The 25,000-nt window shown below is 43.6% G+C and carries 22 protein-coding genes, 1 pseudogene and 1 CRISPR repeat array; of the genes and pseudogenes, 13 read left to right on the forward strand and 10 right to left on the reverse strand.

Features of this window, described 5'->3' with window-relative positions:
* Positions 1–5: 5 nt before the first annotated feature.
* Together HC752_RS20375 and HC752_RS20380 are read right to left on the reverse strand one after the other, a co-directional pair.
* Positions 6–554, reverse strand: coding sequence for an NAD(P)H nitroreductase (locus tag HC752_RS20375; RefSeq protein ID WP_104401769.1), 549 nt, complete (start codon positions 552–554; stop codon positions 6–8).
* Between the two features lie 82 nt (positions 555–636).
* The gene (locus HC752_RS20380) at positions 637–2,640 is read right to left on the reverse strand and encodes an NADPH-dependent 2,4-dienoyl-CoA reductase (RefSeq protein ID WP_190337038.1); all 2,004 of its coding nucleotides are present in this window, start codon (positions 2,638–2,640) and stop codon (positions 637–639) included.
* A gap of 170 nt (positions 2,641–2,810) precedes the next feature.
* Between HC752_RS20380 and sppA the strand changes: the two genes are divergently transcribed.
* Together sppA and ansA are read left to right on the forward strand one after the other, a co-directional pair.
* A complete protein-coding gene (gene sppA / locus HC752_RS20385; protein ID WP_190337039.1) occupies positions 2,811–4,661 on the forward strand; it encodes a signal peptide peptidase SppA in 1,851 nt (616 codons plus the stop codon).
* Between the two features lie 233 nt (positions 4,662–4,894).
* Entirely contained in the window at positions 4,895–5,908 is a 1,014-nt protein-coding gene (gene ansA, locus HC752_RS20390) for an asparaginase (RefSeq protein ID WP_190337040.1), read from the forward strand.
* Positions 5,909–6,028: 120 nt separating this feature from the next.
* On the opposite strand, the gene HC752_RS20395 is transcribed toward ansA, so the two are convergent.
* Positions 6,029–6,313, reverse strand: a complete 285-nt coding sequence (locus HC752_RS20395) for a DUF1315 family protein (protein ID WP_190337041.1) — start codon at positions 6,311–6,313, stop codon at positions 6,029–6,031.
* Positions 6,314–6,424: 111 nt separating this feature from the next.
* On the opposite strand from HC752_RS20395, the gene HC752_RS20400 reads away from it, so the two are divergent.
* Positions 6,425–7,255, forward strand: a complete 831-nt coding sequence (locus HC752_RS20400; RefSeq protein ID WP_446751452.1) for a DUF2989 domain-containing protein — start codon at positions 6,425–6,427, stop codon at positions 7,253–7,255.
* A 38-nt stretch (positions 7,256–7,293) separates the two neighbouring features.
* Here the strand turns inward: HC752_RS20400 and msrB are convergent, their stop codons facing one another.
* Positions 7,294–7,749 (reverse strand): peptide-methionine (R)-S-oxide reductase MsrB, encoded by a 456-nt coding sequence (gene msrB, locus HC752_RS20405; protein WP_190337057.1) that lies wholly within the window; start codon positions 7,747–7,749, stop codon positions 7,294–7,296.
* A gap of 302 nt (positions 7,750–8,051) precedes the next feature.
* Here msrB and gap point away from each other — a divergent pair, with 302 nt between their 5' ends.
* The 8 genes from gap (at position 8,052) to HC752_RS20445 (ending at position 15,999) form a co-directional block, all read left to right on the forward strand.
* A complete protein-coding gene (gap, locus tag HC752_RS20410) occupies positions 8,052–9,047 on the forward strand; it encodes a type I glyceraldehyde-3-phosphate dehydrogenase (RefSeq protein ID WP_190337043.1) in 996 nt (331 codons plus the stop codon).
* Positions 9,048–9,156: 109 nt separating this feature from the next.
* The gene (locus tag HC752_RS20415) at positions 9,157–10,044 is read left to right on the forward strand and encodes a D-hexose-6-phosphate mutarotase (protein WP_190337044.1); all 888 of its coding nucleotides are present in this window, start codon (positions 9,157–9,159) and stop codon (positions 10,042–10,044) included.
* Positions 10,045–10,401: 357 nt separating this feature from the next.
* Positions 10,402–11,112, forward strand: a complete 711-nt coding sequence (locus tag HC752_RS20420; protein ID WP_190337058.1) for a winged helix-turn-helix domain-containing protein — start codon at positions 10,402–10,404, stop codon at positions 11,110–11,112.
* A gap of 10 nt (positions 11,113–11,122) precedes the next feature.
* A complete protein-coding gene (locus HC752_RS20425) occupies positions 11,123–12,760 on the forward strand; it encodes an ATP-binding protein (protein ID WP_190337045.1) in 1,638 nt (545 codons plus the stop codon).
* A 78-nt stretch (positions 12,761–12,838) separates the two neighbouring features.
* Positions 12,839–13,852 carry a DUF2860 family protein gene (locus HC752_RS20430; protein ID WP_190337046.1) on the forward strand — a complete coding sequence of 338 codons (1,014 nt, stop codon included), beginning with the start codon at positions 12,839–12,841 and terminating at the stop codon, positions 13,850–13,852.
* A 130-nt stretch (positions 13,853–13,982) separates the two neighbouring features.
* Complete coding sequence (locus HC752_RS20435) at positions 13,983–14,294, forward strand: hypothetical protein (RefSeq protein ID WP_190337047.1); 312 nt, start codon at positions 13,983–13,985, stop codon at positions 14,292–14,294.
* Positions 14,295–14,393: 99 nt separating this feature from the next.
* Positions 14,394–15,212 carry a 23S rRNA (guanine(745)-N(1))-methyltransferase gene (gene rlmA / locus HC752_RS20440; protein ID WP_190337048.1) on the forward strand — a complete coding sequence of 273 codons (819 nt, stop codon included), beginning with the start codon at positions 14,394–14,396 and terminating at the stop codon, positions 15,210–15,212.
* A 427-nt stretch (positions 15,213–15,639) separates the two neighbouring features.
* Positions 15,640–15,999: a hypothetical protein gene (locus tag HC752_RS20445; protein ID WP_194717429.1), complete on the forward strand. Its 360-nt coding sequence runs from the start codon at positions 15,640–15,642 to the stop codon at positions 15,997–15,999.
* 150 nt (positions 16,000–16,149) lie between these two features.
* On the opposite strand, the gene HC752_RS20450 is transcribed toward HC752_RS20445, so the two are convergent.
* Positions 16,150–16,590, reverse strand: coding sequence for a YcgN family cysteine cluster protein (locus HC752_RS20450; protein WP_342029497.1), 441 nt, complete (start codon positions 16,588–16,590; stop codon positions 16,150–16,152).
* Positions 16,591–16,834: 244 nt separating this feature from the next.
* Here HC752_RS20450 and HC752_RS20455 point away from each other — a divergent pair, with 244 nt between their 5' ends.
* A complete protein-coding gene (locus HC752_RS20455; RefSeq protein WP_190337050.1) occupies positions 16,835–17,677 on the forward strand; it encodes an SMP-30/gluconolactonase/LRE family protein in 843 nt (280 codons plus the stop codon).
* 441 nt (positions 17,678–18,118) lie between these two features.
* Positions 18,119–18,446: direct repeats of the CRISPR family, unit length 28 nt; unit sequence TTTCTGAGCTGCCTGTGCGGCAGTGAAC.
* Between the two features lie 131 nt (positions 18,447–18,577).
* Here HC752_RS20455 and cas6f read toward each other — a convergent pair.
* The 5 genes and pseudogenes from cas6f to HC752_RS20480 all read right to left on the reverse strand — a co-directional run.
* Positions 18,578–19,129: a type I-F CRISPR-associated endoribonuclease Cas6/Csy4 gene (cas6f, locus tag HC752_RS20460; protein ID WP_190337051.1), complete on the reverse strand. Its 552-nt coding sequence runs from the start codon at positions 19,127–19,129 to the stop codon at positions 18,578–18,580.
* Between the two features lie 8 nt (positions 19,130–19,137).
* A complete protein-coding gene (gene cas5fv, locus HC752_RS20465) occupies positions 19,138–20,148 on the reverse strand; it encodes a type I-Fv CRISPR-associated protein Cas5fv (RefSeq protein ID WP_190337052.1) in 1,011 nt (336 codons plus the stop codon).
* Positions 20,149–20,157: 9 nt separating this feature from the next.
* Positions 20,158–21,105, reverse strand: a complete 948-nt coding sequence (gene cas7fv, locus HC752_RS20470) for a type I-Fv CRISPR-associated protein Cas7fv (protein WP_190337053.1) — start codon at positions 21,103–21,105, stop codon at positions 20,158–20,160.
* A gap of 3 nt (positions 21,106–21,108) precedes the next feature.
* Entirely contained in the window at positions 21,109–24,042 is a 2,934-nt protein-coding gene (locus HC752_RS20475; RefSeq protein WP_190337054.1) for a CRISPR-associated endonuclease Cas3'', read from the reverse strand.
* Positions 24,039–24,191: pseudogene (locus HC752_RS20480) on the reverse strand (type I-F CRISPR-associated endonuclease Cas1f); the annotation flags it as partial. The pseudogene HC752_RS20480 and the gene HC752_RS20475, both read right to left, overlap by 4 nt.
* A gap of 345 nt (positions 24,192–24,536) precedes the next feature.
* Between HC752_RS20480 and HC752_RS20485 the strand changes: the two are divergent.
* Positions 24,537–24,785: a YkgJ family cysteine cluster protein gene (locus tag HC752_RS20485; protein ID WP_190337060.1), complete on the forward strand. Its 249-nt coding sequence runs from the start codon at positions 24,537–24,539 to the stop codon at positions 24,783–24,785.
* The last annotated feature ends 215 nt before the right edge of the window (positions 24,786–25,000 follow it).

Consider the following 25,000-nt stretch of genomic DNA (forward strand, 5'->3'; position numbering starts at 1 on the left):
GGTTGCTATAGGAATTCGATAAATTGGCTTAAATCACGCTCTGGCACTTTCATCGGCGTACAACCTGGTGTACCTACGTAGAGGAAACCAACGATTTCGTCTTTGCCTTCTAAACCAAATGCTTCGTGCACTTTCGGGTGGAACATCCAGCTTCCTGAGCGCCAAAATGCTTGAAAGCCTTGGGCTACGGCTGCCATTTGCATCGCTTGAACGGCACATCCCGCTGAAAGGTATTGTTCCAGTGCGGGCACTTTTTCATGCTCGGTGACTTTGGCGATGACGGTAATCACCATAGGGGCACGAAAAGGGGCGTTTTTCAGTTTTTCAATGACCGCTTCTTCACTGTTTTCCGCTTCAGCTGCCGATACTAGGATATCGGCCAGTTTTGCCAACCCTTCGCCTTGTGAAATCACGAAACGCCAAGGCGTGAGCCCTGCATGGTCCGGGGCGCGAAGCCCAGCTTTGATGATATTTTGAAGTGTTTCACCTTCTGGCGCAGGCGCAGAAAGCTTCGCAATTGAGCGACGATTCAATAAAAGATCTAGCGCTTCCATTTGAAATCCTTATTTGTTTTTTTCAAATGTAGCACAAACCTAACCAAATTTAGCCCCTGCATTTGCGGGGCTAATTCTGTGCTTATAGCGATACCGCTAGCTTGACACCTTGGCGAATGGCTCGAACGGCATCAAGCTCACCCGCATGATCCGCTCCGCCGATTATATGAAGCTTGTCGCCAAGTTTGACCCAGTCCGATTCAAAAGGTCTGACCGATTCTTGCCCTGCGCACACCACAACCGTATCGGCGTCCAACAGTTTTTCATTCCCCTCGTGTTCTATGTATAAGCCTTTGCCATTCAGTCGCTGGTACTTCACACCGCCGATCAAATTGACTCCACGCTTCTCTAACGTGCGTTTGTGGATCCAGCCCGTGGTTTTGCCCGGTCCCTTTCCTACACGCCCCTCCCGACGTTGCAGAACCCAAACGATTTTATCGCTGACAGAATCGGGGTAAGGGAATAGACCACCTGGGTGCTCTATGTTTTTGTCTATGCCCCATTCGTGTAGCCAATCATCCAAATCATGACCATTTGGCTCCGTTAGCATGGTGGCGACATCAATCCCAATCCCACCCGCTCCGATGATGGCGATTTTCTCACCGACAGGGGGTTTATCGCGGATCAGCGTTTGGTAGTCCACCACTTTTTCCGCATTATCAAAACCTTCGATTTGCACGTCACGCGGCGCAACGCCGGACGCCATCACCACTTCGTCGTACCCTTCCAACATGTCAAACGTCACTTCTGTAGACAACTTAAGGTTTACCCCTGTGGTATCAATGCGATTGGCAAAGTAGCGGATGGTTTCTCGAAACTCTTCTTTACCAGGGATTTGCATGGCCAAGCGGAATTGACCACCAATGCGATCGTTGCGTTCATATAAATCCACTTCATGTCCGCGTTCCGCTGCCGTGGTCGCAAAAGACAACCCTGCTGGTCCCGCCCCCACAACGGCGATTTTTTTCTTCTTCATTGCAGGCTGAACCACGATTTCAGATTCGTAACACGCCCTTGGGTTGACCAGACAACTGGCTCGTTTGCCTTTGAATACGTTATCTAAACACGCTTGGTTACAAGCAATGCAGGTATTAATGAGGTGACTTTGCTGTGCTTCTGCTTTGTTCACAAACTCTGGGTCGGCCAAGAAAGGGCGAGCCATCGACACCATATCCGCCTGACCAGAAGCGATGATTTTCTCAGCTTCATCAGGGGTATTGATTCGGTTACATGTGATAACTGGTATATTGAGGTGCGGTTTCACTTTTTCAGTCACCCAAGCAAAGGCACTCCTTGGAACTTGTGTAGCAATGGTTGGGACTCGCGCCTCATGCCAACCAATGCCAGTATTGATGATGGTGACCCCCGCTTTTTCCAATGCCTTCGCCAGTATGACGACTTCTTCAAAGGTACTGCCTTCTTCGACCAAATCCAGCATGGATAATCGGAATATGATGATGAATTCGTTGCCCACTTTTTCTCGAATCGCTTTCACTGTTTCAATCGGAAAGCGTATGCGGTTTTCATAGCTTCCGCCCCATTCGTCGTAACGCATGTTGGTGCGTTTACAAATGAATTGGTTGATCAAGTACCCTTCCGACCCCATGATTTCGATACCGTCATACCCCGCTTCTTGTGCAAGAGAGGCAGAATTAGCGAATGCGCCGATGGTTTTGCGAATCTGACGTTCACTCATTTCGCTGGGTGTGAATTTCGCAATGGGGGCTCTGATGCCTGATGCGCTTTGAGAAAAAGGATGCATCGCATATCGACCAGCATGAAGCAATTGAAGCGCAATTTTCCCACCGTGTTCATGCACGGCATCGGTGACAACTTTATGGGCTTGAGCATGTTTTCTTTTACTGAATTCGGCACTGAACGGGTGTAGCCTTCCTCGTAAAGTTGGGGAAAACCCACCAGTAACAATAAGCCCTACTCCCCCCTTTGCCCGCTCGGCATAGAAAGCCGCGAGCTTGTGCAAACCTTGCTTGTCTTCTTCCAATCCAGTATGCATGGAACCCATTAATACCCGATTGCGTAACTGGGTAAAGCCCAGATCCAGCGGCGAAAGTAAATTAGAATACATAGGGAGAGCTCACTTTAATTTTATAGTAATGGTACGACCACCCTAAAAGCCTCAAAACAAAAAATCAAACACCTGTTTACATTTTTACAACAACGATCAATCTTCTGTGTTTTTCTTCTCTAAGATCACGTAGGATGGAGTGATTAGCTAAGTACTTGTATTGGAAAGACATGAAAAAGATATTTCGAATTATAGGATTGATTTTTAAATGGATATGGAAAGCAATTTCCTTCCTACGTGTTGCCATCATCAACCTTTTCTTTTTGTTTTCTTTAGCGATCATCTATTACGTCTATACCCAAGCCGATGCCACAGCACCTGCTGTTCAAGAAAAATCGGCACTTGTGATGAATTTGTCTGGTCCCATAGTGGAACAAGGCAGCTACGTTGCTCCTATGGATTCATTCACTGGATCGTTGCTAGGAAACAAATTACCCAAAGAAAATGTTTTGTTCGATATTGTTGAGGCAATTCGATATGCACAAAACGATGACAACGTGACCGGTTTGGTGTTAGCACTGCGTGAAATGCCGGAAACCAATCTCACCAAGCTTCGCTACATTGCCAAAGCACTAAACGAATTTAAAACCTCCGGTAAACCTGTCTACGCCATTGGTGACTTTTACAACCAGAGCCAGTATTACTTGGCCAGTTATGCCGACAAAATCTACTTGGCACCGGACGGCGCGGTACTTATACAGGGCTACGGTGCGTACAACCTTTATTACAAAGACATGTTAGAGAAGATGGATGTTAATACGCATGTCTTCCGTGTTGGCACCTACAAATCGGCGATTGAGCCATTTACCCGCAACGATATGTCTGACGAAGCCAAAGAGTCGGCGTCTCGCTGGCTAACACAACTTTGGGATGCGTTCATTTATGATGTTGCCTTAAATCGCAAGATTGAAGCGTCGACGCTCGCTCCGAGCGAAACCGACATGCTGACATTACTTAACGAAGCCAAAGGCGATCTAGCACAGCTTTCCAAAAATATTGGGTTGGTTGACGAACTGGCGACCAGACAACAAGTTAGAAAAGCATTGGTTGAAGAGTTTGGCAGCAATGGCAACGACAGCTTCAACCACGTTGGGTACTACGAGTACCTTGCGACCATGAAACCAAACGTGAAATTTGCCGCTGACGATATCGCGGTGATTGTGGCAAGCGGCGCGATTATGGATGGTTTCCAGCCTCGCGGTACAGTCGGCGGTGATACGATTGCCTCACTGATGCGTGATGCCAGAATTGACGACAAAATCAAAGCAGTGGTACTTCGAGTTGATAGCCCTGGCGGCAGTGCTTTTGCTTCGGAAGTCATTCGTAACGAAGTACAAGCATTACGTGATGCAGGAAAACCCGTCGTTGTGTCTATGTCGAGCTTGGCGGCTTCTGGTGGTTACTGGATATCAATGAGTGCCGATAAAATCGTCGCACAGCCAACCCCCCTAACAGGTTCCATTGGCATATTCAGTGTGATTACAACGTTTGAGAAGGGCTTAAACAACCTTGGCATCAATAACGATGGCATTGGCACAACGCCTTTCTCTGGCATTGGCGTAACGCGTGGGCTCACTCCTGCGGCATCTGAAGCCATTCAACTGGGCATTGAACACGGCTACCAACGCTTTATTGGTCTTGTTGGTGAAAACCGTAACATGAGCATTGCCGATGTCGATAAAGTTGCACAAGGGCGCGTTTGGACTGCGAAAGACGCAATGGAATTCGGATTGGTCGATCAAATGGGCGATTTCGATGATGCGGTTAAATTGGCGGCTGAGTTAGCGGGGCTGGATTCCTACAATATCTACTGGATAGAAGAACCGTTGTCTTCTACCGAACAAATCATTCAAGAGTTGATGCAAAACATCTCTGTTAACTTAGGCATCGATGTAAACAGCGTTTTACCTCAATCGCTGCAACCTGTTGCCAAGCAGCTTAAGCAAGATTTAAGCATAATGCAGAACTTTAACGATCCCAAAGGGTACTATGCATTTTGCTTGAATTGCCAAGTTCAATAGATCGATACCCAAGTCACCTCAAGGTGCTTAGGTATAAGAATGGAACATGAGCTCCAACCTTTCTAAATAGACGCTTCGGCGTCTATTTTTTTATGCGGTTAAGATTATGCTTAAAGGGAAAATAGAAATGTTAAGTATCGAATGGATTTATGGACTTTCCTTCTGGGGTTTTACGCAGAATTCGCTATAATTCCGCCATGATTACAACGTGTAACGAATAGAAACATAACCCTATGCCAAAAAAACACATATACATCGCTTATACTGGTGGCACCATTGGAATGCAAAAGTCTGATCAAGGTTACATTCCAATTGCTGGGTTTATGGAAAAACAACTTCAAAGCATGCCAGAGTTTCATCGCGCTGAAATGCCCGATTACACCATCCACGAATACGAGCCACTGATCGATTCATCCGATATGACACCTATGGATTGGCAGCAAATCGCCGACGATATTCGTGATAATTACGACAACTACGATGGTTTTGTGATCCTACATGGCACGGATACCATGGCTTACACAGCCTCTGCGCTGTCGTTTATGTTCGAAAACCTCGGTAAACCCGTCATTGTGACGGGATCGCAAATTCCTTTGGCGGAATTGAGATCCGATGGGCAAGCGAATCTCCTCAATGCTTTGCACATCGCCGCGAATTACCCGATTAATGAAGTCACGCTATTTTTCAACAATCAGTTGATGCGTGGTAATCGCAGCACCAAATCACACGCGGATGGATTTAACGCGTTTACGTCCCCTAACCTGCCAGCGTTGCTCGAAGCAGGTATTAACATCCAAGTTAGCAATCATATTGAGGTTGACCAGAAACCAGCAGGTGACTTTGTCGTGCATAGAATTACACCTCAGCCAATCGGCGTCATTACTATGTATCCAGGCATCTCGCACGAAGTCATTCGAAATACGCTTCGTCAACCGGTGAATGCAATGATTCTGCTTACTTTTGGTGTCGGGAATGCCCCACAAAACCCTGAGTTATTAGGGCATTTGAAAGAAGCCTCTGAACGTGGTGTGATCGTCGTAAACCTCACACAGTGTCTCGCTGGCAAAGTGAACATGGGGGGGTACGCCACAGGGTGTGCTTTGGCGGAAGCTGGGGTCATCAGTGGCTACGATATGACACCAGAAGCAGCGCTTGCTAAGTTGCATTACTTACTGAGCCAAAACCTCGGCTATGACGAAATAAAAAGTCAGATGCAAAAAATTCTACGCGGTGAAATGAGCTTATAACACGGATGAGATAGGAGCGCAGGCCGCTCACTGTCAACGCTGCGAATAAGAAGAGGAGATTTTTGCCTCTTTTTCTTATTCGCACCTGATTTTATTTATTATGCCACGTTCACATCAAAACTATTCTTTATCAATTTTGATTCGAGCGATCTCTTTTTCACCCTTGGAAAATGCTCTTTTAAGCTCAGCCTTCGACTTGAACTCAATTTCACCCCCCGCCGCAACGGACATATGCTGCGCCTCAGTGTTGTACTTAGATTGGTATAACATAACGGCTTGCATGCAGGAGTCTCGTTGTTCTTGGTTTAACGGAGTACCATCCTCCCACTTACCTGTTTCTACAGCATAATTTAGGCGATCGTAAACCTCAGGGGTCATTGCTTCAATAAGTTGTTCTACATTCACTTTATTTCCTAATATTAAGTAAATAGGTTTTGAATAAGACCATATCCAGCTACTATGCTTAGTCAAGTAATGGACAACAAATTAGAGCATTAGATCACAAGCGGGATGCCAATGATAAAAACTCAACTTCTTATTTGTATCGCTTTCGTAGCAACGCTTTCTGGGTGTTTTGAAGCTAACCGAAACACTGGCGAATTGTGTGAAGCCAACCCGATACTTCAGTGTGAAAAACTCAATATGCGCGATGGGCAATGCCGCATACCAAGAACAGACCTCATCTGGCACCGCTACGAAGCGCTGAGAAACAATACAGTAGACAAAATGCTTAAAGAGTTTGAGATCTTACATAAATATCAACAGTGTCTTGAGTTAGCAGCTCAAATACAACCCATAGACCAAGGCGATCTTAAAGAACGCCGATTCAACGCGCTTGTCCATACCTACGATGAACAAAAGCGTATCTTAAATGACTTGAAATCATCGACCGATCCCTACGCATTGTATTTCCGCTGGACGCAAGGTGATGACGAAGCTCAGCGACAGTTTTTGCAATTAGAAGGCACGGAAAAGCTCAATACCGCTAAACTTCAATATGCATTAGCCACCTACTACGCAAATCGAGATCGCAATAAAACACTCACTCTGCTTGAAAATGCACTGACACTCACTCAAAAAGGCGAACTCAATAACGAAATCATTAAGTCGTTGGCCAGTACCAATCAAGTACTCGGTAATTTGGAATACGCCTATATTTGGGCAATGGTAGGCAAGGAGTTTGAACTGCCTATTGCATCAGATAGAAACTTAAGAAGAATGTACCCTTACCCAGAAGAAAAGCTCGATAAGCTGAATGACCTAGCTGAGGATGTGGCTGATGCAATCAAAAGCGGTCGCTATAAACCGTCTTTAATTCCGGAAATAGATACTCTGAGAAAGTGGTAAATTCAACCTAAATGAAATTAATTTTCAAAGGTGATGTGTTACACATCACCTTTTTTATTATTGTTGAAAATTAACGACACAGAATTAACACAAAAACGCTCTCCAGTGGTTTTAGGTCCATCAGGAAAAACGTGACCTAAATGGCTATCGCACGCTGAACAGCGAATCTCCACCCTCTTCATTCCATGACTTAAATCTTCAATATAGCGAACTGCTGCCTCGTTAATTGGCGCATCAAAACTTGGCCAACCACACCCAGAATCGTACTTATTTTCCGAGTGAAAAAGAGGAGTATGACAACAGGTGCATTGGTATTCGCCGCTTCGTTTATTATGAAGTAATTTTCCAGAAAAAGGAGCTTCTGTGCCGTGCTTCCTACAAACACGATATTCTTCGTCTGTTAAGCGCTCTTTCCATTCTTTTTCCGTTTTTTCAACTGTTTGTACCTTGGGGTTCACGTTTCTATTTCTCCAATTTTTTTGCTTTCCATTCATTTTATTAAACAAAGTCTTGCCTAAGACTGGGGTTGTAGCACATACTTCTTAACCGAAATATGACTTGTGCGTCATTTTTGACACACTGATATTGACTGAATACTTCTACACATGATTGCAAGCGCTGGGCTCATCCAGTTATGTGTAAAAAACATACATTTGCAGAGATATGTTAAAAAAAACGGCGCTTTTTTTTGACTTTAGACAAGTTAACCTTGATTATCTGTTGCAGATTTTTACTGGATTCTGTAATTTTACTACCAGTTATCTTTAATCAGAAATTAAGTTGTGGAGCAACTATAATGACTATCAAAGTAGGTATTAACGGTTTTGGCCGTATCGGTCGTTTCGTATTCCGCGCTGCTCAAGAGCGTGCAGACATCGAAGTAGTAGGTATCAATGACCTTATCGACGTAGAGTACATGGCTTACATGCTTAAGTACGACTCAACTCACGGCCGTTTCAACGGTACCGTAGAAGTTGAAGGCGGAAACCTAATCGTTAACGGCAAAACTGTACGCGTAACTGCTGAGCGTAACCCTGAAGATCTTAAGTGGGATGCAATCGGTGTCGACGTTGTTGCTGAAGCAACTGGTCTTTTCCTAACTGACGAGACTGCACGTAAGCACATCACTGCGGGCGCAAAGAAAGTTGTTCTAACTGGTCCTTCTAAAGACGCAACGCCAATGTTCGTTATGGGTGTTAACCAAGACACTTACGCAGGTCAAGACATCGTTTCTAACGCTTCTTGTACAACTAACTGTCTAGCGCCTATCGCTAAAGTTCTAAACGACAACTTCGGTATCGTTTCAGGTCTTATGACGACAGTACACGCAACAACTGCTACTCAAAAGACTGTTGATGGTCCTTCAGCTAAAGACTGGCGTGGTGGTCGTGGTGCTTCTCAGAACATCATCCCATCATCAACTGGTGCTGCTAAAGCAGTAGGCGTTGTTCTTCCAGAATTGAACGGCAAACTAACAGGTATGGCTTTCCGTGTACCAACGGCTAACGTTTCTGTTGTTGACCTAACTGTTAACCTAGAGAAAGGCGCTTCATACGAGCAAATCTGTGCAACGATGAAAGAAGCTGCTGAAGGTCCTCTAAAAGGCGTTCTAGGTTACACTGAAGACCAAGTTGTTTCTCAAGATTTCATCGGCGAAGTTCAAACTTCCGTATTCGATGCTAAAGCGGGTATCGCACTAACTGAAAACTTCGTTAAAGTTGTATCTTGGTACGACAACGAAATCGGTTACTCAAACAAAGTTCTTGACCTAATTGCTCACATCTCTAAGTAAGCATTAGTTAAAGACTTTCTTTGATGAAAGATTGAAAAAGGCGACCGTTGTGTCGCCTTTTTATTTATCTATAGGTTATGAACTCAATAATGAAAATCAGGATAAGAAGATGGAACTAAGCTCTCTGCCTGCTCTGACTGTGCTTTCAGACAACATCACAATTGTAGAATATCAAGGTCTAAAAATAGTTCGTGTGACCCATGAAAAAGCCACCGCAGGTATTTCCCTTCATGGCGGACACGTTGTTTCTTTTAAACCAACAGGTCAACAAGACCTTATTTGGATGAGTAAAGAAGCGAATTTCGATGGCAAAGCCGCACTTCGTGGTGGTGTTCCGGTTTGTTGGCCGTGGTTTGGTCGCATTGCAACACCAGCACATGGCTTCGCACGCATTAGCCAGTGGGAATTGATTGAACATAGAGAAAATACCGAAGGTGTCATTGTCAGCCTTGGCTTAAAAGCAAGCGAAGACACACTCGCGGTATGGAATCATCAGTTTGAAGCCATTTTGAATGTTGAAATCTCAGACGATCTCACCATAACATTGGATGTTAGAAACACAGACACGACTGAATGGACGTTTTCAGGTGCTCTGCATACTTACCTCAATGTTGGCAGCATACACGACACAGAAACAACCGGAATGGGAGCAGAGTTCATTGACGGATTAAATGCCAACCAAATGACTCAAGGTGGGCACACACTTACACTCACTGAAAGTATTGATCGTGTTTACACTCAGCCTGAAGAGCAAATAAAAGTCGCCGATAACTTTTTTAACCGTACACTGATCGTTGAAAATCAAGGTCATAATTCTGCTGTTCTTTGGAATCCTTGGAAAGACGGCGCAGAAGGTATGAGCGACATGCAAAATGATGGTTATCTAACCATGCTTTGCGTGGAATCAACGCTTCATGCCCCTACCCTTGAGGAAGGAAAAACATTGCAGCCAGGCGAAAGTCACCAACTTGCTACCAAGCTATCTTATCAAGCATAAACCTTTCAAAGCCATGATTGTGCTCAGAGATTGACCGTTTAAATTCGGTGAAAATATTCAACTGGTCACAACAAAATCGATATATTTCAAGCGGCTAGATCATTAGCCGTTTTTTATTTCTTTTCATACATTCAGCTTCCAAATATTTTACTCCATCAGTTATGGTTACTCTTTATTCACTTCATTGCCGATATGATATAAAGCACCTATTTAAAAGAATCCCTAACCTAAGAATATACGGACTATTGAGTCCTAATACACGTGAGCAGTAGTGTAACAAAGTCACAAATCGTCACAGTCCGATCAATGAGATTAAAATAAGATTGGCACAATACCCAAGGAGAGGAAATGTATCGAATGGATCCTACTAATCAATACAGCTTAATGCTCGTTGAAGATGATATGGAACTGGCTGAATTGATTTGTGACTATTTAAAAAGTCATGAATTCAACGTAACGCACGTGAGCAATGGATTAGATGCCGCACATCGGATCATAGCGGAGCAACCCGATATTGTCATATTGGATGTCATGCTTCCGGGACAATCTGGTATGGATGTTTGCCGTCAAGTAAGAACCGATTACCTTGGCATGATTTTGATGCAAACCGCCCTTGATGACGACATCGACCAAATGATGGGATTAGAATTGGGTGCAGATGATTACATTGTCAAACAAGTCCAACCAAGGCTGTTGCTTTCACGACTCCGCGCATTACTTCGCAGAAATCAGCGTTCCAATGCGCCTTCAGATACTCAAACGGTTCTCACATTGGGTGCCTTAAAAATTGATCTGCAAAAGCGGCAGGTTTCTATGAACGACAATGAAATTCAGCTAACCACCGCCGAATTCGAACTTTTACATCTTCTTGCTCAAAACTCTGGAAAAGTCGTCTCACGAGACGACATTGTTCAGCAAATAAGGGGGTATGAATATGATGGTTTGGATCGTTCGATCGACCGAAGAATTTCTCGCCTGAGAAGAACCCTATTCGATGACCCTAATCACCCTCAAATCATTAAAACTGTTCGCGGAAAAGGCTACCAACTCTGCGCAGACAAGCGTTAACGGAGTTTTCATGATTAAGGCATTCTCTATTCTTTGGCTGGTGATCCTTGTTCCTATTGCTTTGTTCTTCAGCCCGTTCGGCGCCAACCCACTCAGCCATATCAGCAACACATTAGCAAAAGATTTTTATCAAAATATCTATGGTCCGACACTCAAAACACTACACGAAGACTTAAACGCACTGCCCTCGGAAAATTGGCAACAATACATAGAAGATCTACAACCCCATTTTGGCGTGAACCTAAAACTCGTAGACATTGCAGACTTCCCGTTAAGCGAAACCAATTTGTCGAGCCTCCAAGCAGGGGAAATCATTTACCATATTTCCGACCCCTCAGCGATACTCCTGAGAGTCAATCAAAGTAGTCAAGCCCTTTATTTCGCTACTGACTTAGCCAGTCACGACTACGGAAGAATGCAAGCTCAAGGTCCCATGTTCATTCTGACACGGGAAATCAAAAGAACCCCAAAAGATCAGCGTGATCTTGAGTTAAAAAAGCGAACGCAATCCATGCCAATTCTCGCTTCTATCGAACCTCTGGACTCTCTTGAACGCTCAACGGGAGATAAAGATCGGCTTTTATCTGGCAACATAACCTCTGAATTGAGCGACGATGGAGGGCTTGTCTTATTTGCTCAAATTGAAGACAACGATATTTTGCGCGTCATAGACAACCACTCTAGCACTATCCAAATTCAGTTCATGGGCGCGATTATCATGGGGATCATGCTATGCATTGCCGCTGTTATTGTCCTTTGGGCAATTCCCCTTTGGCGAGACTTAAAACGGCTTGTCGCGACCACAAATCAATACGGCAAAGGCAATCTTCAAGCCCGCGCAAAGACATCCAAATTGTCGGTGATCGCACAGTTAAGCACATCCTTCAATAGCATGGCTGACAGTGTTGAAAAGCTAATATTAGGCCATCGTGAACTCACTAACGCCATTGCACACGACTTAAGGACTCCTCTTTATCGTCTGCGTTTTGCTTTTGAGATGCTCAACAACGACAACATCGGCAAAGAACAAAGAGAGAAATACAACAACGTGGTCGAAAAAAGCATTGATGACCTCGACCATCTCATTAACCAGACATTAATCCTTTCTCGCTATACTCGCCGTATTCCTAACACCGATCAAATTGTTCCATGTGTACTGGAGCCCATATTACGAGCCGAAATACATCACTTCCAATTGGAATACCCAGATCTTAACGTTGAATTTCATTGCTCATCCATGCTTCAAGAAGAAAAAATGATGGTCGATCAGAGAGCAATGATTCGTGCGATGAACAACTTACTATCGAATGCCACAAGGTTTGCTCGCAATACGATTGTGGTGACACTTGAGCGTCATCCGAAAAACTGGGTGTTAACCATTGAAGATGACGGCATAGGCATTCCTCAGGAGTTATGGGAATCGGTGTTTGATCCCTTTACACAGGTCAATAACGAAGAAAGGGATACCACGGTAGGTCATGGACTCGGCTTAGCGATTGTTAAGCAGATTGCCATTTGGCATGACGGTGACGTATTTGTTTCGCAGTCCTCACTCGGTGGAGCCAAGTTCACCCTATCTTGGAGCGCGAGGTCTGAAGAGAATCAGCATGAAAGCCGCCTCTCTGTCGTCACAAACGGTCACAGTTAGTCTTTATTTTGGCATGGAGTCACGACCCCTTTTTCAACAGAATATCAGCTCTATCTCAACAAATAAAAAGGTACAAGGATGAAATATCTGCACAGAACCGTTGGTTTAACTTGCTTGGTGATAAGCCCCTCTCTCATAGCCAATACAGAAGCAACCGAGCAGGAAACACCATTTGAACCCGGTTGGCAATTTGCTTTATCCGCTAACGTTGGAGTGGGAACCGAGCAATCCCAACTCAATACTCACGACGACAATAAAACGACCGATTCGTTGCAAAGCAGTGGAAAGTCGACATCTGGCTTTGGCGTTTTTCCCTTTGTCCGAGTGGAGTACACATTAGACAATGGTCACACCCAATTCTACCTCGGTCAAAGTGAAGATCAGGTGACTGACGAACAGTTTCAAGCAGAAATAGGCGTGAACCACTATCAAGATGGCCTGGGTTTGATTAATGCCGCGTACTTCCCCAACATCCCTGGCGTCAACGAAGTATGGGAAGATGCCTATGTAATTGGCTCCGCACGTAAAACGACAAACTCTAATGCGCAAGGCGGTCGAATCGCCTTTTCTCCAGATACGATTTTGCCGGTAACGTTCCGCTACGCGTTTGTTCAATACGAAGTCGAAAACGATAAATCCGGTAAAGGGCAAAACTTGTCGGCTGAAAACATGAAGAAGCTTGAAAGAGACAGCCAGTATCAAAGAATGGGCGTTGAAACTGTTGTTCCCCTAACCGACAATATGGCACTTTTACCTGCACTGAACTACACCATTCGTAATGCCGATGGCAATGCCCACAGTTTCAAAGAATTTGGTGGGAATCTAGGGCTGCAAGCGTCCTTCGGAAAACACAGCTTTGTTGCTCACGCTGGCATCGCACAGCGCGGGTTTGATACAAAAAACCCCATATTTAATCAAAAGCAAGACACTACGATTACCAACCTATTCGCCCTTTATTCCTACGCGCAGCCATTTGGTTGGAAAAACGCAAGCGTGAGTGTCATTGGGGGCATGGGCAATGAAGATTCCGACATCAACTTCCATGATGTGGAATCTAAGTACATTTCAGCAGGTGTTAACTACTTATTTTAAAGTGACTCATAATTTTAAAGCGACTAGTACTTCTAAAATGACTAGTGCTTTTCAATCGTGACACCCCAGCAGCATATTCTTGCTCGGGTGTCACTTCATTCGATTCATATGAGTTTCAAGGAGGAGCTCAATGCGTATCACTGTCATCTTGGCTATTACAGCACTCTTCACTTTGTCGGGTTGCTCTCGATTTCCTCATAACGACATTGTGAAATGGATGCCTCTCCCTTCATTAGAGCAAGTATCGCCTTCTGATGAATGGGTATTGTTCAGAGAAATCAAATCGACCAAAACCTACGTCGAACAAACTCATCTTTTTTCTATCGGCTCTGACAGTTTGGCGAAAGCCGTTGCCAAAAATATCATCACCAAAATTGGTTTGTATATCATAACCGCACGGCTGCCTTCTCCTTACCAACAGTACGTGCGGCGGGAACACTAGTTAACGGCGTGTCGAGATTGGTTGTCGTGCCTTTGAATCTTTGCAATGACCAGCCTATACCGCTAAAATTTGCGACCCTATTGTCACTACGAGTTGAACATGTCTTATCAATGCCCGCTTTGCCAAACGAAGCTTACTTTCGTTCAGCATCATTACCGATGTGACAAGAATCATCAATTTGACGTAGCAAAAGAAGGCTACGTTAACCTAATGCCTGCACACCATAAGCGCTCAAAAGATCCCGGTGACAATAAGGCAATGACTCAAGCTCGCCGTCGATTTCTAGATAGTGGTCACTACGATAAGCTTCGCGATACGGTCGCTGGCACTTGCCAACAATGGCTCAACAATACCTCTGCACAACTGCTCGATATCGGTTGCGGTGAAGGGTATTACACTAGCCAAGTAGAGCGTACATTGCGAGCATCGAATCCTCACGCCAAAGTGTTTGGGCTTGATATATCAAAAGTCGCCATCCGGTATGCTGCGAAGCGTTACAGAGGCTGTCAATTCAGTGTGGCTTCAAGCCATCGCTTGCCTTTTTCAGATCAATCACTGGACGCAGTTTTAAGAATTTACGCTCCATGCAAAGCGGATGAACTCAAGCGCGTTATCCGCCACCAAGGGGTTGTTGTTACTGTCACACCAGCTGGTCGCCACCTCTATCAACTTCGCGAGGGCATTTACGACGACGTTAGATTGCATGATGAGGCCCATGAGCTCATAGAGGGGTTCACTTTGGTGAGTGAAGAAACGTTGAATTACATGATGCCCTTGAGTGGAAGTGAAGCATTCGACTTACTTCAAATGACACCGTTTGCTTGGAAAGCAACAAACGAATTCAGGCAATCGTTGTCTGATGCTTCAACGTTTGAATGTGAAGCAGACTTTATGATCAGAGCCTACCAAAAAGTCTAATCCCCTCCATATTTGAAGCAATACCCTTCCTCAATCCGCGCTTCTTTTCGTCGAGCAAAGAAGCCATATACGCTCACCGTTGTCACGATCAAACCTATGCCCATCCCCTAACTCGGCTAGGGGTTGATCAACGTTTAATTATGTATCGACTAACGCGATTCCTTCAGATATCACCGTAAAAAAGCGATCAAGTCTTGGTCTCAGAGCTGCCATCAAGGGACATAAAAAGTGTCAACAGAATAAAGATCTATCAACCACTCACTAATAGACATACCGGATGAGCCGACAAAGATGAATAACCCTCATTGTGTTCTGAACTTTATGGACTGAATTTTGCTTAAAAAACTATCAGATTAGGTCGAAAAAATAATCAAAGTTTTTTGGGCACCTGCCGATACAGTATTCAGACCATATTGAGGAGAACAATATGACTTCGATTGGAACAGAGCCAGTTAGGGTTACCCCGACAGCCACAACCACAGGCAATGCAAAATCGAAAGCGGTTGAAGATACCGCGATCGATTCAGCGGTCAAAGTCGAACAGAACAAAGTCACATTGTCTAATGAAGGCAAAGCTTTACTTGCCGCATTGCAGCAAATTGAAAAAGATGCAGCAACAAACTCGAAAGAGAAAAGCGTAGGTGAAAAAGTCGAATCCTTTGCTCATGGGGCGCTAGGTATGGCTCCCCCTGACAAATTTAAAGAAGAAGAGGATACCTCCTATTCCGCAGGGCAATATTTGTCCGCAGCGGCAACCATTGGTGGCATCTTGGCATTGTTAGTGTAGTGTAATATTCACCAACATTGCCTCTTCTATGCGGCTACTGTGTTCATTGAAACACGCTAAACTTGGGTTCAACAACCCTTATGCCAGCTTCCGGAGTGATGGTCTTTTTTTGACGACTCCCACTTTTCTGCCCTGCATGTTAAACCAACATTACCAAGAGCGGGGATGATTCAACACGTGATCTTCCCAGTCCACCACGTCGATTTCATACACCACTTTATTGCGTACGCTTTCACCAACCGCATGCATAGCGGATTTGGATCCCGTAATAAGCGGGTGCCATTCTGGTAGGGTTTGGCCTTCCGCGAGCAAACGATACGAGCAAGTGTCTGGCAGCCAGTGGAACTCGTCAATCTTGTCGCGAGTCAGCTTGAGGCACTCTTCACCAGATTGGAAGCGATTCGGGTAATCTTTACAACCGCAGGTTTTATCATTTAACCAACTGCACGCAACATTGGTGTAATACACCTCATCGGTATCTTCATCCATCAGCTTATGCAGACAACACTTTCCGCACCCATCACAAAGCGATTCCCACTCTTTTTCTGTCATTACTGCCAGTGATTTTGTTTCCCAAAATGGTGCCATGATGTTTACCTGCTTTATGTTCACGCCTTAACCCAATACGCTAAGGAGGCGTCGTTATAGCCGTTCAACGCACGTAGTGCAAGTGATTTCAAATCTCGACAGGAAAGACCTTCTTTTGAATCACCGAACCGAACCTTCACTCATTGTTTCCCAACAGCAACAGTCCATTGATTAAATCCCTATATATCAACAAATGAGTACACTTTATTATCGCTCCTGATAATTTAATCAACAAATAGGAATGAAAATGAAAAAGCTTTTACTCGCTGCCACTACCTCTCTAATTTTAAGCCAACAAGCAATGGCAGCACCAACTTTGAGTGAAAGGCTACCCAACTTGCCCGGTGCAGAATCTGTTGTGTTCGATGAAAGTAAAGGGGTGTATTTCGTCTCTCTTCAATCTGGTGACCAACCAGGTGATGGCTCTGTCGTCGCCTTGAATGAGAATTATCAATTTATCGCCACAATCGCCAACAACTTAGACAACCCAAAAGGGATCGCGTTAAAAGACAACCTTCTGTTTGTCAGCGATATGAAAGCCCTTCTCGAAATAGATTTAGCGTCCGGAAAGGTTGTAGCCCACCACGCTGAACATGCCGAGTTTCTTAACGACGTCGAAATTGATGCAAGCGGAAACGTCTATGTGTCTGATATGTTTACGTCTACTATCTATAAACTGGAAAACAACATCATGTCGGTTTGGATGGATACACCAGAGCTAGAAAACCCAAACGGACTTAAGTTTATAGATGGTGCTTTGTACGTTGCTGCGTGGGGCGCTTTCAACGATGGCGACCCACTCAACGCCCCTTTTGGACGATTACTAAAGGTAAATCCCGAAACCAAATCCATAAAACGTGTGACTGAAAAACCGTTTGGGAATTTAGATGGGATTCAAGTCAATGAGAATGGAAGCCTGATCGTGTCCGATTGGAAACAAGGGGTTGTCTTTACCGTTTCAACCCAAGGAGACATTCAAACAACTCTTGACTTACCAAGAGGTTCCGGTGACCTCTATTACTCTCAAAAGCAAAAAACGCTTATGGTGCCAATGGCTTTAGAGGGTGAAGTATTGGTTTACCAATACTAATTGGAAATAACCAAAGCGCCAGTGTAAATCGGCACGGCGCTTAACCTACATCAAACTTGCTGTTTATGAATTCAATGAAAGATCTGAGCCTTTTGGGTTGATATTTGTCTTTATAGTATGTGGTAGATAACGGAATGCAGGGTATACGTCAATACGGGCACCAATCCTTTCATCGTCAATTCAATTCTTAGCAGGCTCACGAATCATCTCATGACCAAGCAACGCCCCACGAATAAGTATTCGACCATTTTGCAAACCCAATGCCCTTCTGCATTCACCTCCATTTCATCACGGCGGCTTTTCGTAGAATGAAAACGCCATCGCTTAACGGACCCAGTTCAATAACAATGCTCTACGAGATCTTTCGGGTGTATAAGTGCTCCGACTATAGAGAGATAGGGCAGTGAACATCACACGTGGGTGTGTGGTATGTCGGGCTGTTTTCTGAGCTGCCTGTGCGGCAGTGAACAAAAAATAGCAGTAAGAACAGACCACCCTGACTTTCTGAGCTGCCTGTGCGGCAGTGAACAAAACTGGCGGGCGCGGCTGCGAGACCTGTTTTTTCTGAGCTGCCTGTGCGGCAGTGAACTGGGCACCACCAAGGAAATGGCCGAATCCATTTTTCTGAGCTGCCTGTGCGGCAGTGAACTCCAACACAAATAGTGCTGAGCCCCAATCAAATTTCTGAGCTGCCTGTGCGGCAGTGAACAGCTCTGAGAGCGTTTCAGCAGTCAAGCAAATTTTCTGAGCTGCCTGTGCGGCAGTGAACAATAGAATATCATTAGAAAAATAAGTTACAACAAGCTGTTAGATTAAAAACCAAGTTTTAACCTTATAAAAACAGACTAACTGTAACTCACTGTTTTATATGTTTATTTTTAAAGAGCAAAAAAAATAGGGTTAGAACCAAGGTATTGTTGCCTTCCGGCTTAAACCATAAACATCAAAAATGCCATCGCTCGGTTTCTCTTTAATGTCACTAAACTCAAAAAATTTCCGATAGATTTGTTTGGTTGAGCTACTACGCAAATCTAAATAAGGGTTATCAAAGCTTTGGCTTAACATTTTAACCTTGTAGCGTTTTTCCCCCTCCTGATCTATCGTACCTCTCGCGACTAATCGCCTGAGCTTCGCCTTACTCATATTGCTTCTTTTCTCGGAAATGACGCGATATTGAGTTTGTTCTGGCACCGCTAATACGTGGCTTACTTGGCAATAACCACTCAGTGCTCCCAACCATTCCAACCCTTGGAGGTCATTCAGTAAACTCGATTCACCATGGATACGAAGTAATCGTCCAAGTTTCACATGCACTTGCGGAAAACTAATACCGATTTGGTTAGTATTCAGTGTCACCAACGCTTTATGAAACTTGGTATACACCTTGCTGCTGAGTTCGGCTTCCCCTATTTCAGCATCAGGCTTTAGTCGTATATCAATATAAGAATCCATGCTTCCTCCTAAACTCGAATATTTGAAACATACGCAAGACCTTTTTTACCTAAGTAAAAGCTTGACACGCCCGCATTTTCAATGAGCTTTTTAATTTCTAACCCTTTCTCTCTATCGACATCAATGATGATTTCTAATTGACCACTGGCCTTGGTCATCATTGATTTTACTTCTCCCTGCCCTTTTATTTTTTCCTTTTTAATAAAAGGATTACCCCAGATGGTTTTTTTGGGTCCGGTGGTATATCGACCCATAAAGTCTTTTTTTGTGAAACCACGTTTTGAGATACCACTTATTCCACCAGCTTTCGTTTTTGCAGAAGACATATCGAATTGTCGTTCTAAGCGAATCAATTGAAGATATAAAGCAGAACAATACAAGCTGACAGTGACAACTTGTCCATTTTTATTTAAGTATTCTATATCAGGAAAAGTCGACTTAAGGGTAACGACCGCATTTGCCACCGCATCTTTATTTTCTTGGGGTTTCTCTTTATTCAGAAATTCAAGTCGGCTGATAATACTTAGAGGATCAAGTTCAATTCTTCTATCTATCACTGTATCATTAACTATAAAATCGCATAATGTAGATACGTCCATATTTAGTACGCCCCAAAACATTGGTGAGTATTCGGATGTAAAAATGGGATCGGACACCTTGATCATGCCAGTAAATGAATTCTGATCTGTACTGCCATTCATATTTCGGATAAACGTCATTTCATTTGTAAACTCTGGCTTATCTTCAAAAGAAATTTTGCTTTCTAATTCTTCAAAATAATATGATTTCTCGTACATTTTACTACGTGCTTGATAGAGCTTTCTTTGATCACCAATTAATCGATTCAGTAACCCCATTACCGTATCTATTGTATTTTCACAGACTTTAAAGTTACCTTCTTTTTTAAGGTTGGTCATGGATCCTAAAAACTCTCTTCCCTTTTTTGGGATCGCTTCATTATTAGAACCTCCCAAAAAGGAATTACGCCAACATGAATCATATTCAATCGTTATTTTCATATTGATTGCCTATTTTGCGTAAAAATATTGAGCAAATTGAGAGTGTGGCTCGCTAACGATTTCAGATTCATTGCGCTTTATGCGCATCATTTTATGGCTATCATTATAATCCACTGTAATTTCATCAACATACATATATCCCTTGGCTTGACGAATACTCAAATCGGCAATGCGTGACAAAGTATGCTCAATCAATACCTTGACTGCGTCATCGTTTAACAAAATACCGCACTCACCTTCTTCGAAAATGCTTCCTTTACGAACATAGTTGCAGTGGAAAGTCGCGACGGGGTTTAAAGATGGGTTTAGCTCTTTGATAAAGTTTTGCACTGTTGCTGCAACCTCTTCACCTTGCCCTTCTTTTATGATCATGCTTGCTCGGTCAAACTTCTTGTCCAACGAAATAAACTGTAGCTGCTCTATGCTAATAGAACCATATGAAAGATATTCTGTATCACCAAAAGTGGTTTTAGAGAAGAAGGAAGAGCTGTCTCTTTCACCTGCCTGGCCAAATTGCTCATAATTGCCATTCCCTAATTGATCGACAAAATCTTCAACAAGCAAAGGGCTGGTTCTTTTACATTGACTCGAAGGCACTACGTAACCACGGATAAGCCCGGTGATCGATGCTAAAACTTTCTCTAAGTTTTTTTCTCCTGCAAAATGCAGATCAAACGCTTGTTCTTTAAACAAGTGATGGCGAATACAATTTTGGCTTATGTATAAAGGCGTTTTTTTGAAATCGATATCCGTCGTTTCTTTTTTATATTTATAGCCAGTCTCGTCTTTTATTTTTCCTGTCAAATTTGAATAACCTCTTAGCTTCGGAAGTGTATGGTTATCCACTGTCTTTCCATTATCGCCAGTTAGTGTCGTTGGACCATTCCAATTCACAACACCATGACCTAATGCTTTAATTTTGAAATCAACACTTTTAATGCCTGTTATTTTTTCCATTGTTTATTCCTCATCTTCTGTTGTTTGATTAATTTGTTTCATTGCCATTGCGCCTATGGGTTGTTTATCACAGACTGCATAATAAATAGCGTGCGGGTGACGGGCACTTTCTCCGCCTACGGCTAATAAGTCGTTCGTGGTGTAACTTAAATAAATTGGGGACTCTGGATCTCGGGCTTCATTGAGTAAGGCATTATCATTGTATGATTTTGTGCCTCCCATTATGTTGTGGTGCTTTTTAAACATGTGAGAAAGGAGATCTTTATCGCTTTGTCCGTACCCTAAAATCGCATTGGTGGAATACGTTAAATTATCGATGTTACTTTCGTCGTCAAGTGGGATTGAATACGCATATTGCTCTAAATACTGCGGCTCTGATTGGCTTAAATCCACGACTGCAAGTTGCACAAAACGGTTGTCACCACGTAAGGAACCTTTACTTATTTTGCTGCGTTTTTTCTCTTTGTTCTTCTTGGGTGGTACAACAATGGGGTCGATAACCTTGGCGTTGATTCTATTGACACTTTCTTTTAATGCTGCCACCAAATCACTTTCAATGAACTGCTTTGTTTTCTCTGAACGGTGGAAATCTTTATAAAGTGTGTAAATGTCAGGCAAGCTAAAGTTCTTACCTTCTAAATTGATTAGTAGGTGCTGATACCATTCGCGTACAGACTTAAGCACATGGAGCTTTGATAAAAAGCGGGAGGCAGGGCTGTTCCCTTTTGAGGCGGCAATAGACTCAGGCACCGCCAAGGTATAAATGTTTATTTCTTTGTTAACACCAAACCTGTCTAGCCGCCCTAAGCGCTGTAAGCAATCTTCTGCGTTAGTGATTTCCGCAACCATGTAGTCACAACTGATGTTCAAAGAGGCTTGAACAATTGGGCCACTGCGTAGCACTTCGAATTTCCGAGAGCCGTTGCGTTTGTACGATTCAAACACCTCTGCGAACCACGTTTGTTTATCGCTTTTGATAAATTTCGAATGCAGTAGCACTGCATTTTCTTTATGTTGATTGGCGATAAAGCCATTCTGGGCGGTGAGAGCCATATTACTGATGACAAAAGCACTGTCACGTCGAGGTATGAATAGTGGGTTAGTAGTATCAAGCTTGGTGTCATCAAACACGTTGAAGTCGAGCTGATACTGGCTTTGATTAAATGATGGCATTTCGATGATGTCATCTTCATGAATGTCCAATAACTCTTCAACAAAGACATAATGAGGCGTTGCCGACACCAATAGGGTATTGGCTTGCTGTTCTTTAAGTTTTTTCGTAGCAATCAGTTCAGCAAACAGTAAATTAAATGCTGGCATATTCACGTATTCGTGAAATTCATCAAAAACAACATGGTTATTTAAAAAATCGATGAGGGTATTGGCGTTTGTGTGGCTAATCACAGAACCAAAAATTTGATCGATGGTGGTAATGACGATATCGCCAGAAAAGCTTTCCCCTTCTGGTATGGGATGATCCCACTGATTATGAAATTTAAATTCACCTGTATTGATTTCAATCGTACTATTCGGTAGATATTGCTCTGAGGTCAATTCATAAAATAAGCCTTGGCAGACTTGCACTCGGGGGCACACCCAAATTATGCGTTTTGCTCCTTGTCGCTTTGCCCACTCCAACGCGATTTTGGTTTTGCCACAACCTGCGGCACCGGCTAATACTGCCACATCTTCTGCGTAGGTTAACTGTTTGGCAATATCACCCTGTTTAAGGCTGCGCTCACTATTGGGATAAAATGCCCCTAGACATGCTTCAATGCTGGAGGTGAGTGTTGACTCGACTTCCAGTAAATCATTCACTTTCTCTTCTAATGTGCGCTGCAATATTGCTTCATGGAGCTCTGTTGCGCTCATGGCTGAAATTATTCTGTCGGCTGTAATGACACAGGCCCGTACAATATTATTTAATGCGTTTATTTTTACGTTGCTACGATTCGCTGAAACGGACTCCTCTAACCCATATTCTTTGTAGTTAGGTGTGTGCAATGAGCTAGGAATCGCATGCTCCAGTTCTGAAACGGCTTCATTATTAATCGCTTTACTCAGCATGGAGTGTTCAGCCGAACGGTATTTTTTGTCTAGCCCTGCGACTTGCTTTAGTAAGGATTGCGCCTGCCCTAAGATATCGTGAAGAGAAGCACCCTTCTGATTGGCGATCAGTTTTTTACTAATGTCGTTGTATGTTGTGAAACTGTTTTTATCTTTACGGTAGGGTTTTGCATGATGCCAATAAATGGCGTGCTTTATCGATTCTTTGTTGCTTGGGTTCAGGGTTTTTAATTCGGCACGGTCTAATAGCTGATATAGCAGTAGCGACACTTCATTGTGCCTAGGGTGTTTTTCAAAACTGAATTTTGCATCGTCAATATGCTGCCCATCTTCTGCTATAAAGTTCTTCTTTTTTGGGTTTCTTACCCAGTCTTGAAACTTGGGGTCTATCTTTCCGATGTCATGTAGGCAGCCTGCGATAAAATTTGCTATTGAGAATTGCGTGCTCTCAGGGAATAACCTTTTATGCAGCGCTTCAGCAAAATATCCCACGGCAAATAAGTGCTCTACTAGCGGCTGAAGTTGAGTATTGGCGTAAAGTACGCCCGATTTGGGTTTGTCGGTAATGACATCCATAAAAACCTCTTTTTGTGTTGTATTCACTGGCACCACACCTTCTAAATTAAATTTATTTTTATTGCCTACCACCCACAAAAACTGGCTACGGGATCGCGAGCGTAGCCAATGGCAACTTACGGCTGTACTGCGGCTGGCGGTTTTACGCAGCATTTTTTTTACGGTGATCAACCCATCTTCGGTGATCAGGGTTTGCCATGTGTTGTCACCAATGCGGTTGGCGAAGGCATCGAGTATTCGGCGGGTCTTTTTTAGGGCATTTTTTTCGCATTGGCTAACGAAGGTGACCATCATAATGAGTCACCCTGCTCGGTATTTTCGATGTGTGCTGCACCGAGATCTCTCAGGGCTAAGCGCTTTACGGTTTCAAACATAAAATCGAGGGCTTTGTGATCAGTAAAAGCTTGCAACACTTGTTGGCGAAACTCTTGTTCTGGTGCGTTTGGAGTGCAGGATGGCTTTAAAGTCACTGGGGGAGAAGTCTGTATCCAATGTTTATCCTATTAAATGGATTACCGTCGATATATAACAACGAGATATGCAACATAGGAATACTATCAGGATTTTCATTGCGGGAAATACTTGCTAGATCAAGGTATATGAAACCCCTTTAAATTCAATGTAATGCTCTATTTGGTTCGGGAAAAAACGCTTTCAACAAAACGAATATGGAGCAAAAAGAGTAAAAGCAGTCAAAAAATACGGGGGGTTCGAAAGGGGTGAACGATGATGCCACTCGCCCTAATTTCTGCTACTATCGCGCCCTATTTTTAACAGAGGTAGATGTGATGGACTGTCGATTGGGTTGTGGGGCATGCTGCATTGCGCCGAGCATTTCTTCTCCTATTCCGGGAATGAAGAGCGGTAAGCCTGCTGGCGTACGATGCGTTCAGCTAAACGACGATAACCTCTGTCAGTTATTTGGTAAACCGGAGCGGCCTAAAGTGTGTCATCAATTTAAACCATGCCCTATTGTGTGTGGCTCAACCAATGAAGAGGCTCTTGTTAATATTACGGAACTGGAACGTCTGACCTAATAGAGTGCTTGGATTTAAGCGCCCGTTTACTCGGTAAGAGTTTCCATTGTTGTGTTGCATTCTAATACAAGAATGCCGCAGAATCTGCGTAATGCCGATCGTTTAAGACTCTTGAACGATCCTTAATAGTCTTCATAATCGGTCCCAGATATGTATCTGGGACCGATTTTTTATGTCTGAATTTTCTTTAGAACTTCAAGCTACTGCTGAATTTC

The sequence above is a fragment of the Vibrio sp. S9_S30 genome (genome assembly GCF_014694455.1).
Lineage (GTDB): Bacteria > Pseudomonadota > Gammaproteobacteria > Enterobacterales > Vibrionaceae > Vibrio.

Excerpts from the sequence above, each read along its gene's own strand:
- HC752_RS20375 (WP_104401769.1), bottom strand. The coding sequence starts at position 554 with ATGGAAGCGCTAGATCTTTTATTGAATCGTCGCTCAATTGCGAAGCTT.
- HC752_RS20380 (WP_190337038.1), bottom strand. The coding sequence starts at position 2,640 with ATGTATTCTAATTTACTTTCGCCGCTGGATCTGGGCTTTACCCAGTTA.
- sppA (WP_190337039.1), top strand. The coding sequence starts at position 2,811 with ATGAAAAAGATATTTCGAATTATAGGATTGATTTTTAAATGGATATGG.
- ansA (WP_190337040.1), top strand. The coding sequence starts at position 4,895 with ATGCCAAAAAAACACATATACATCGCTTATACTGGTGGCACCATTGGA.
- HC752_RS20400 (WP_446751452.1), top strand. The coding sequence starts at position 6,425 with ATGATAAAAACTCAACTTCTTATTTGTATCGCTTTCGTAGCAACGCTT.
- msrB (WP_190337057.1), bottom strand. The coding sequence starts at position 7,749 with ATGAATGGAAAGCAAAAAAATTGGAGAAATAGAAACGTGAACCCCAAG.
- gap (WP_190337043.1), top strand. The coding sequence starts at position 8,052 with ATGACTATCAAAGTAGGTATTAACGGTTTTGGCCGTATCGGTCGTTTC.
- HC752_RS20415 (WP_190337044.1), top strand. The coding sequence starts at position 9,157 with ATGGAACTAAGCTCTCTGCCTGCTCTGACTGTGCTTTCAGACAACATC.
- HC752_RS20420 (WP_190337058.1), top strand. The coding sequence starts at position 10,402 with ATGGATCCTACTAATCAATACAGCTTAATGCTCGTTGAAGATGATATG.
- HC752_RS20425 (WP_190337045.1), top strand. The coding sequence starts at position 11,123 with ATGATTAAGGCATTCTCTATTCTTTGGCTGGTGATCCTTGTTCCTATT.
- HC752_RS20430 (WP_190337046.1), top strand. The coding sequence starts at position 12,839 with ATGAAATATCTGCACAGAACCGTTGGTTTAACTTGCTTGGTGATAAGC.
- HC752_RS20435 (WP_190337047.1), top strand. The coding sequence starts at position 13,983 with ATGCGTATCACTGTCATCTTGGCTATTACAGCACTCTTCACTTTGTCG.
- rlmA (WP_190337048.1), top strand. The coding sequence starts at position 14,394 with ATGTCTTATCAATGCCCGCTTTGCCAAACGAAGCTTACTTTCGTTCAG.
- HC752_RS20445 (WP_194717429.1), top strand. The coding sequence starts at position 15,640 with ATGACTTCGATTGGAACAGAGCCAGTTAGGGTTACCCCGACAGCCACA.
- HC752_RS20455 (WP_190337050.1), top strand. The coding sequence starts at position 16,835 with ATGAAAAAGCTTTTACTCGCTGCCACTACCTCTCTAATTTTAAGCCAA.
- cas6f (WP_190337051.1), bottom strand. The coding sequence starts at position 19,129 with ATGGATTCTTATATTGATATACGACTAAAGCCTGATGCTGAAATAGGG.
- cas5fv (WP_190337052.1), bottom strand. The coding sequence starts at position 20,148 with ATGAAAATAACGATTGAATATGATTCATGTTGGCGTAATTCCTTTTTG.
- cas7fv (WP_190337053.1), bottom strand. The coding sequence starts at position 21,105 with ATGGAAAAAATAACAGGCATTAAAAGTGTTGATTTCAAAATTAAAGCA.
- HC752_RS20475 (WP_190337054.1), bottom strand. The coding sequence starts at position 24,042 with ATGATGGTCACCTTCGTTAGCCAATGCGAAAAAAATGCCCTAAAAAAG.
- HC752_RS20485 (WP_190337060.1), top strand. The coding sequence starts at position 24,537 with ATGGACTGTCGATTGGGTTGTGGGGCATGCTGCATTGCGCCGAGCATT.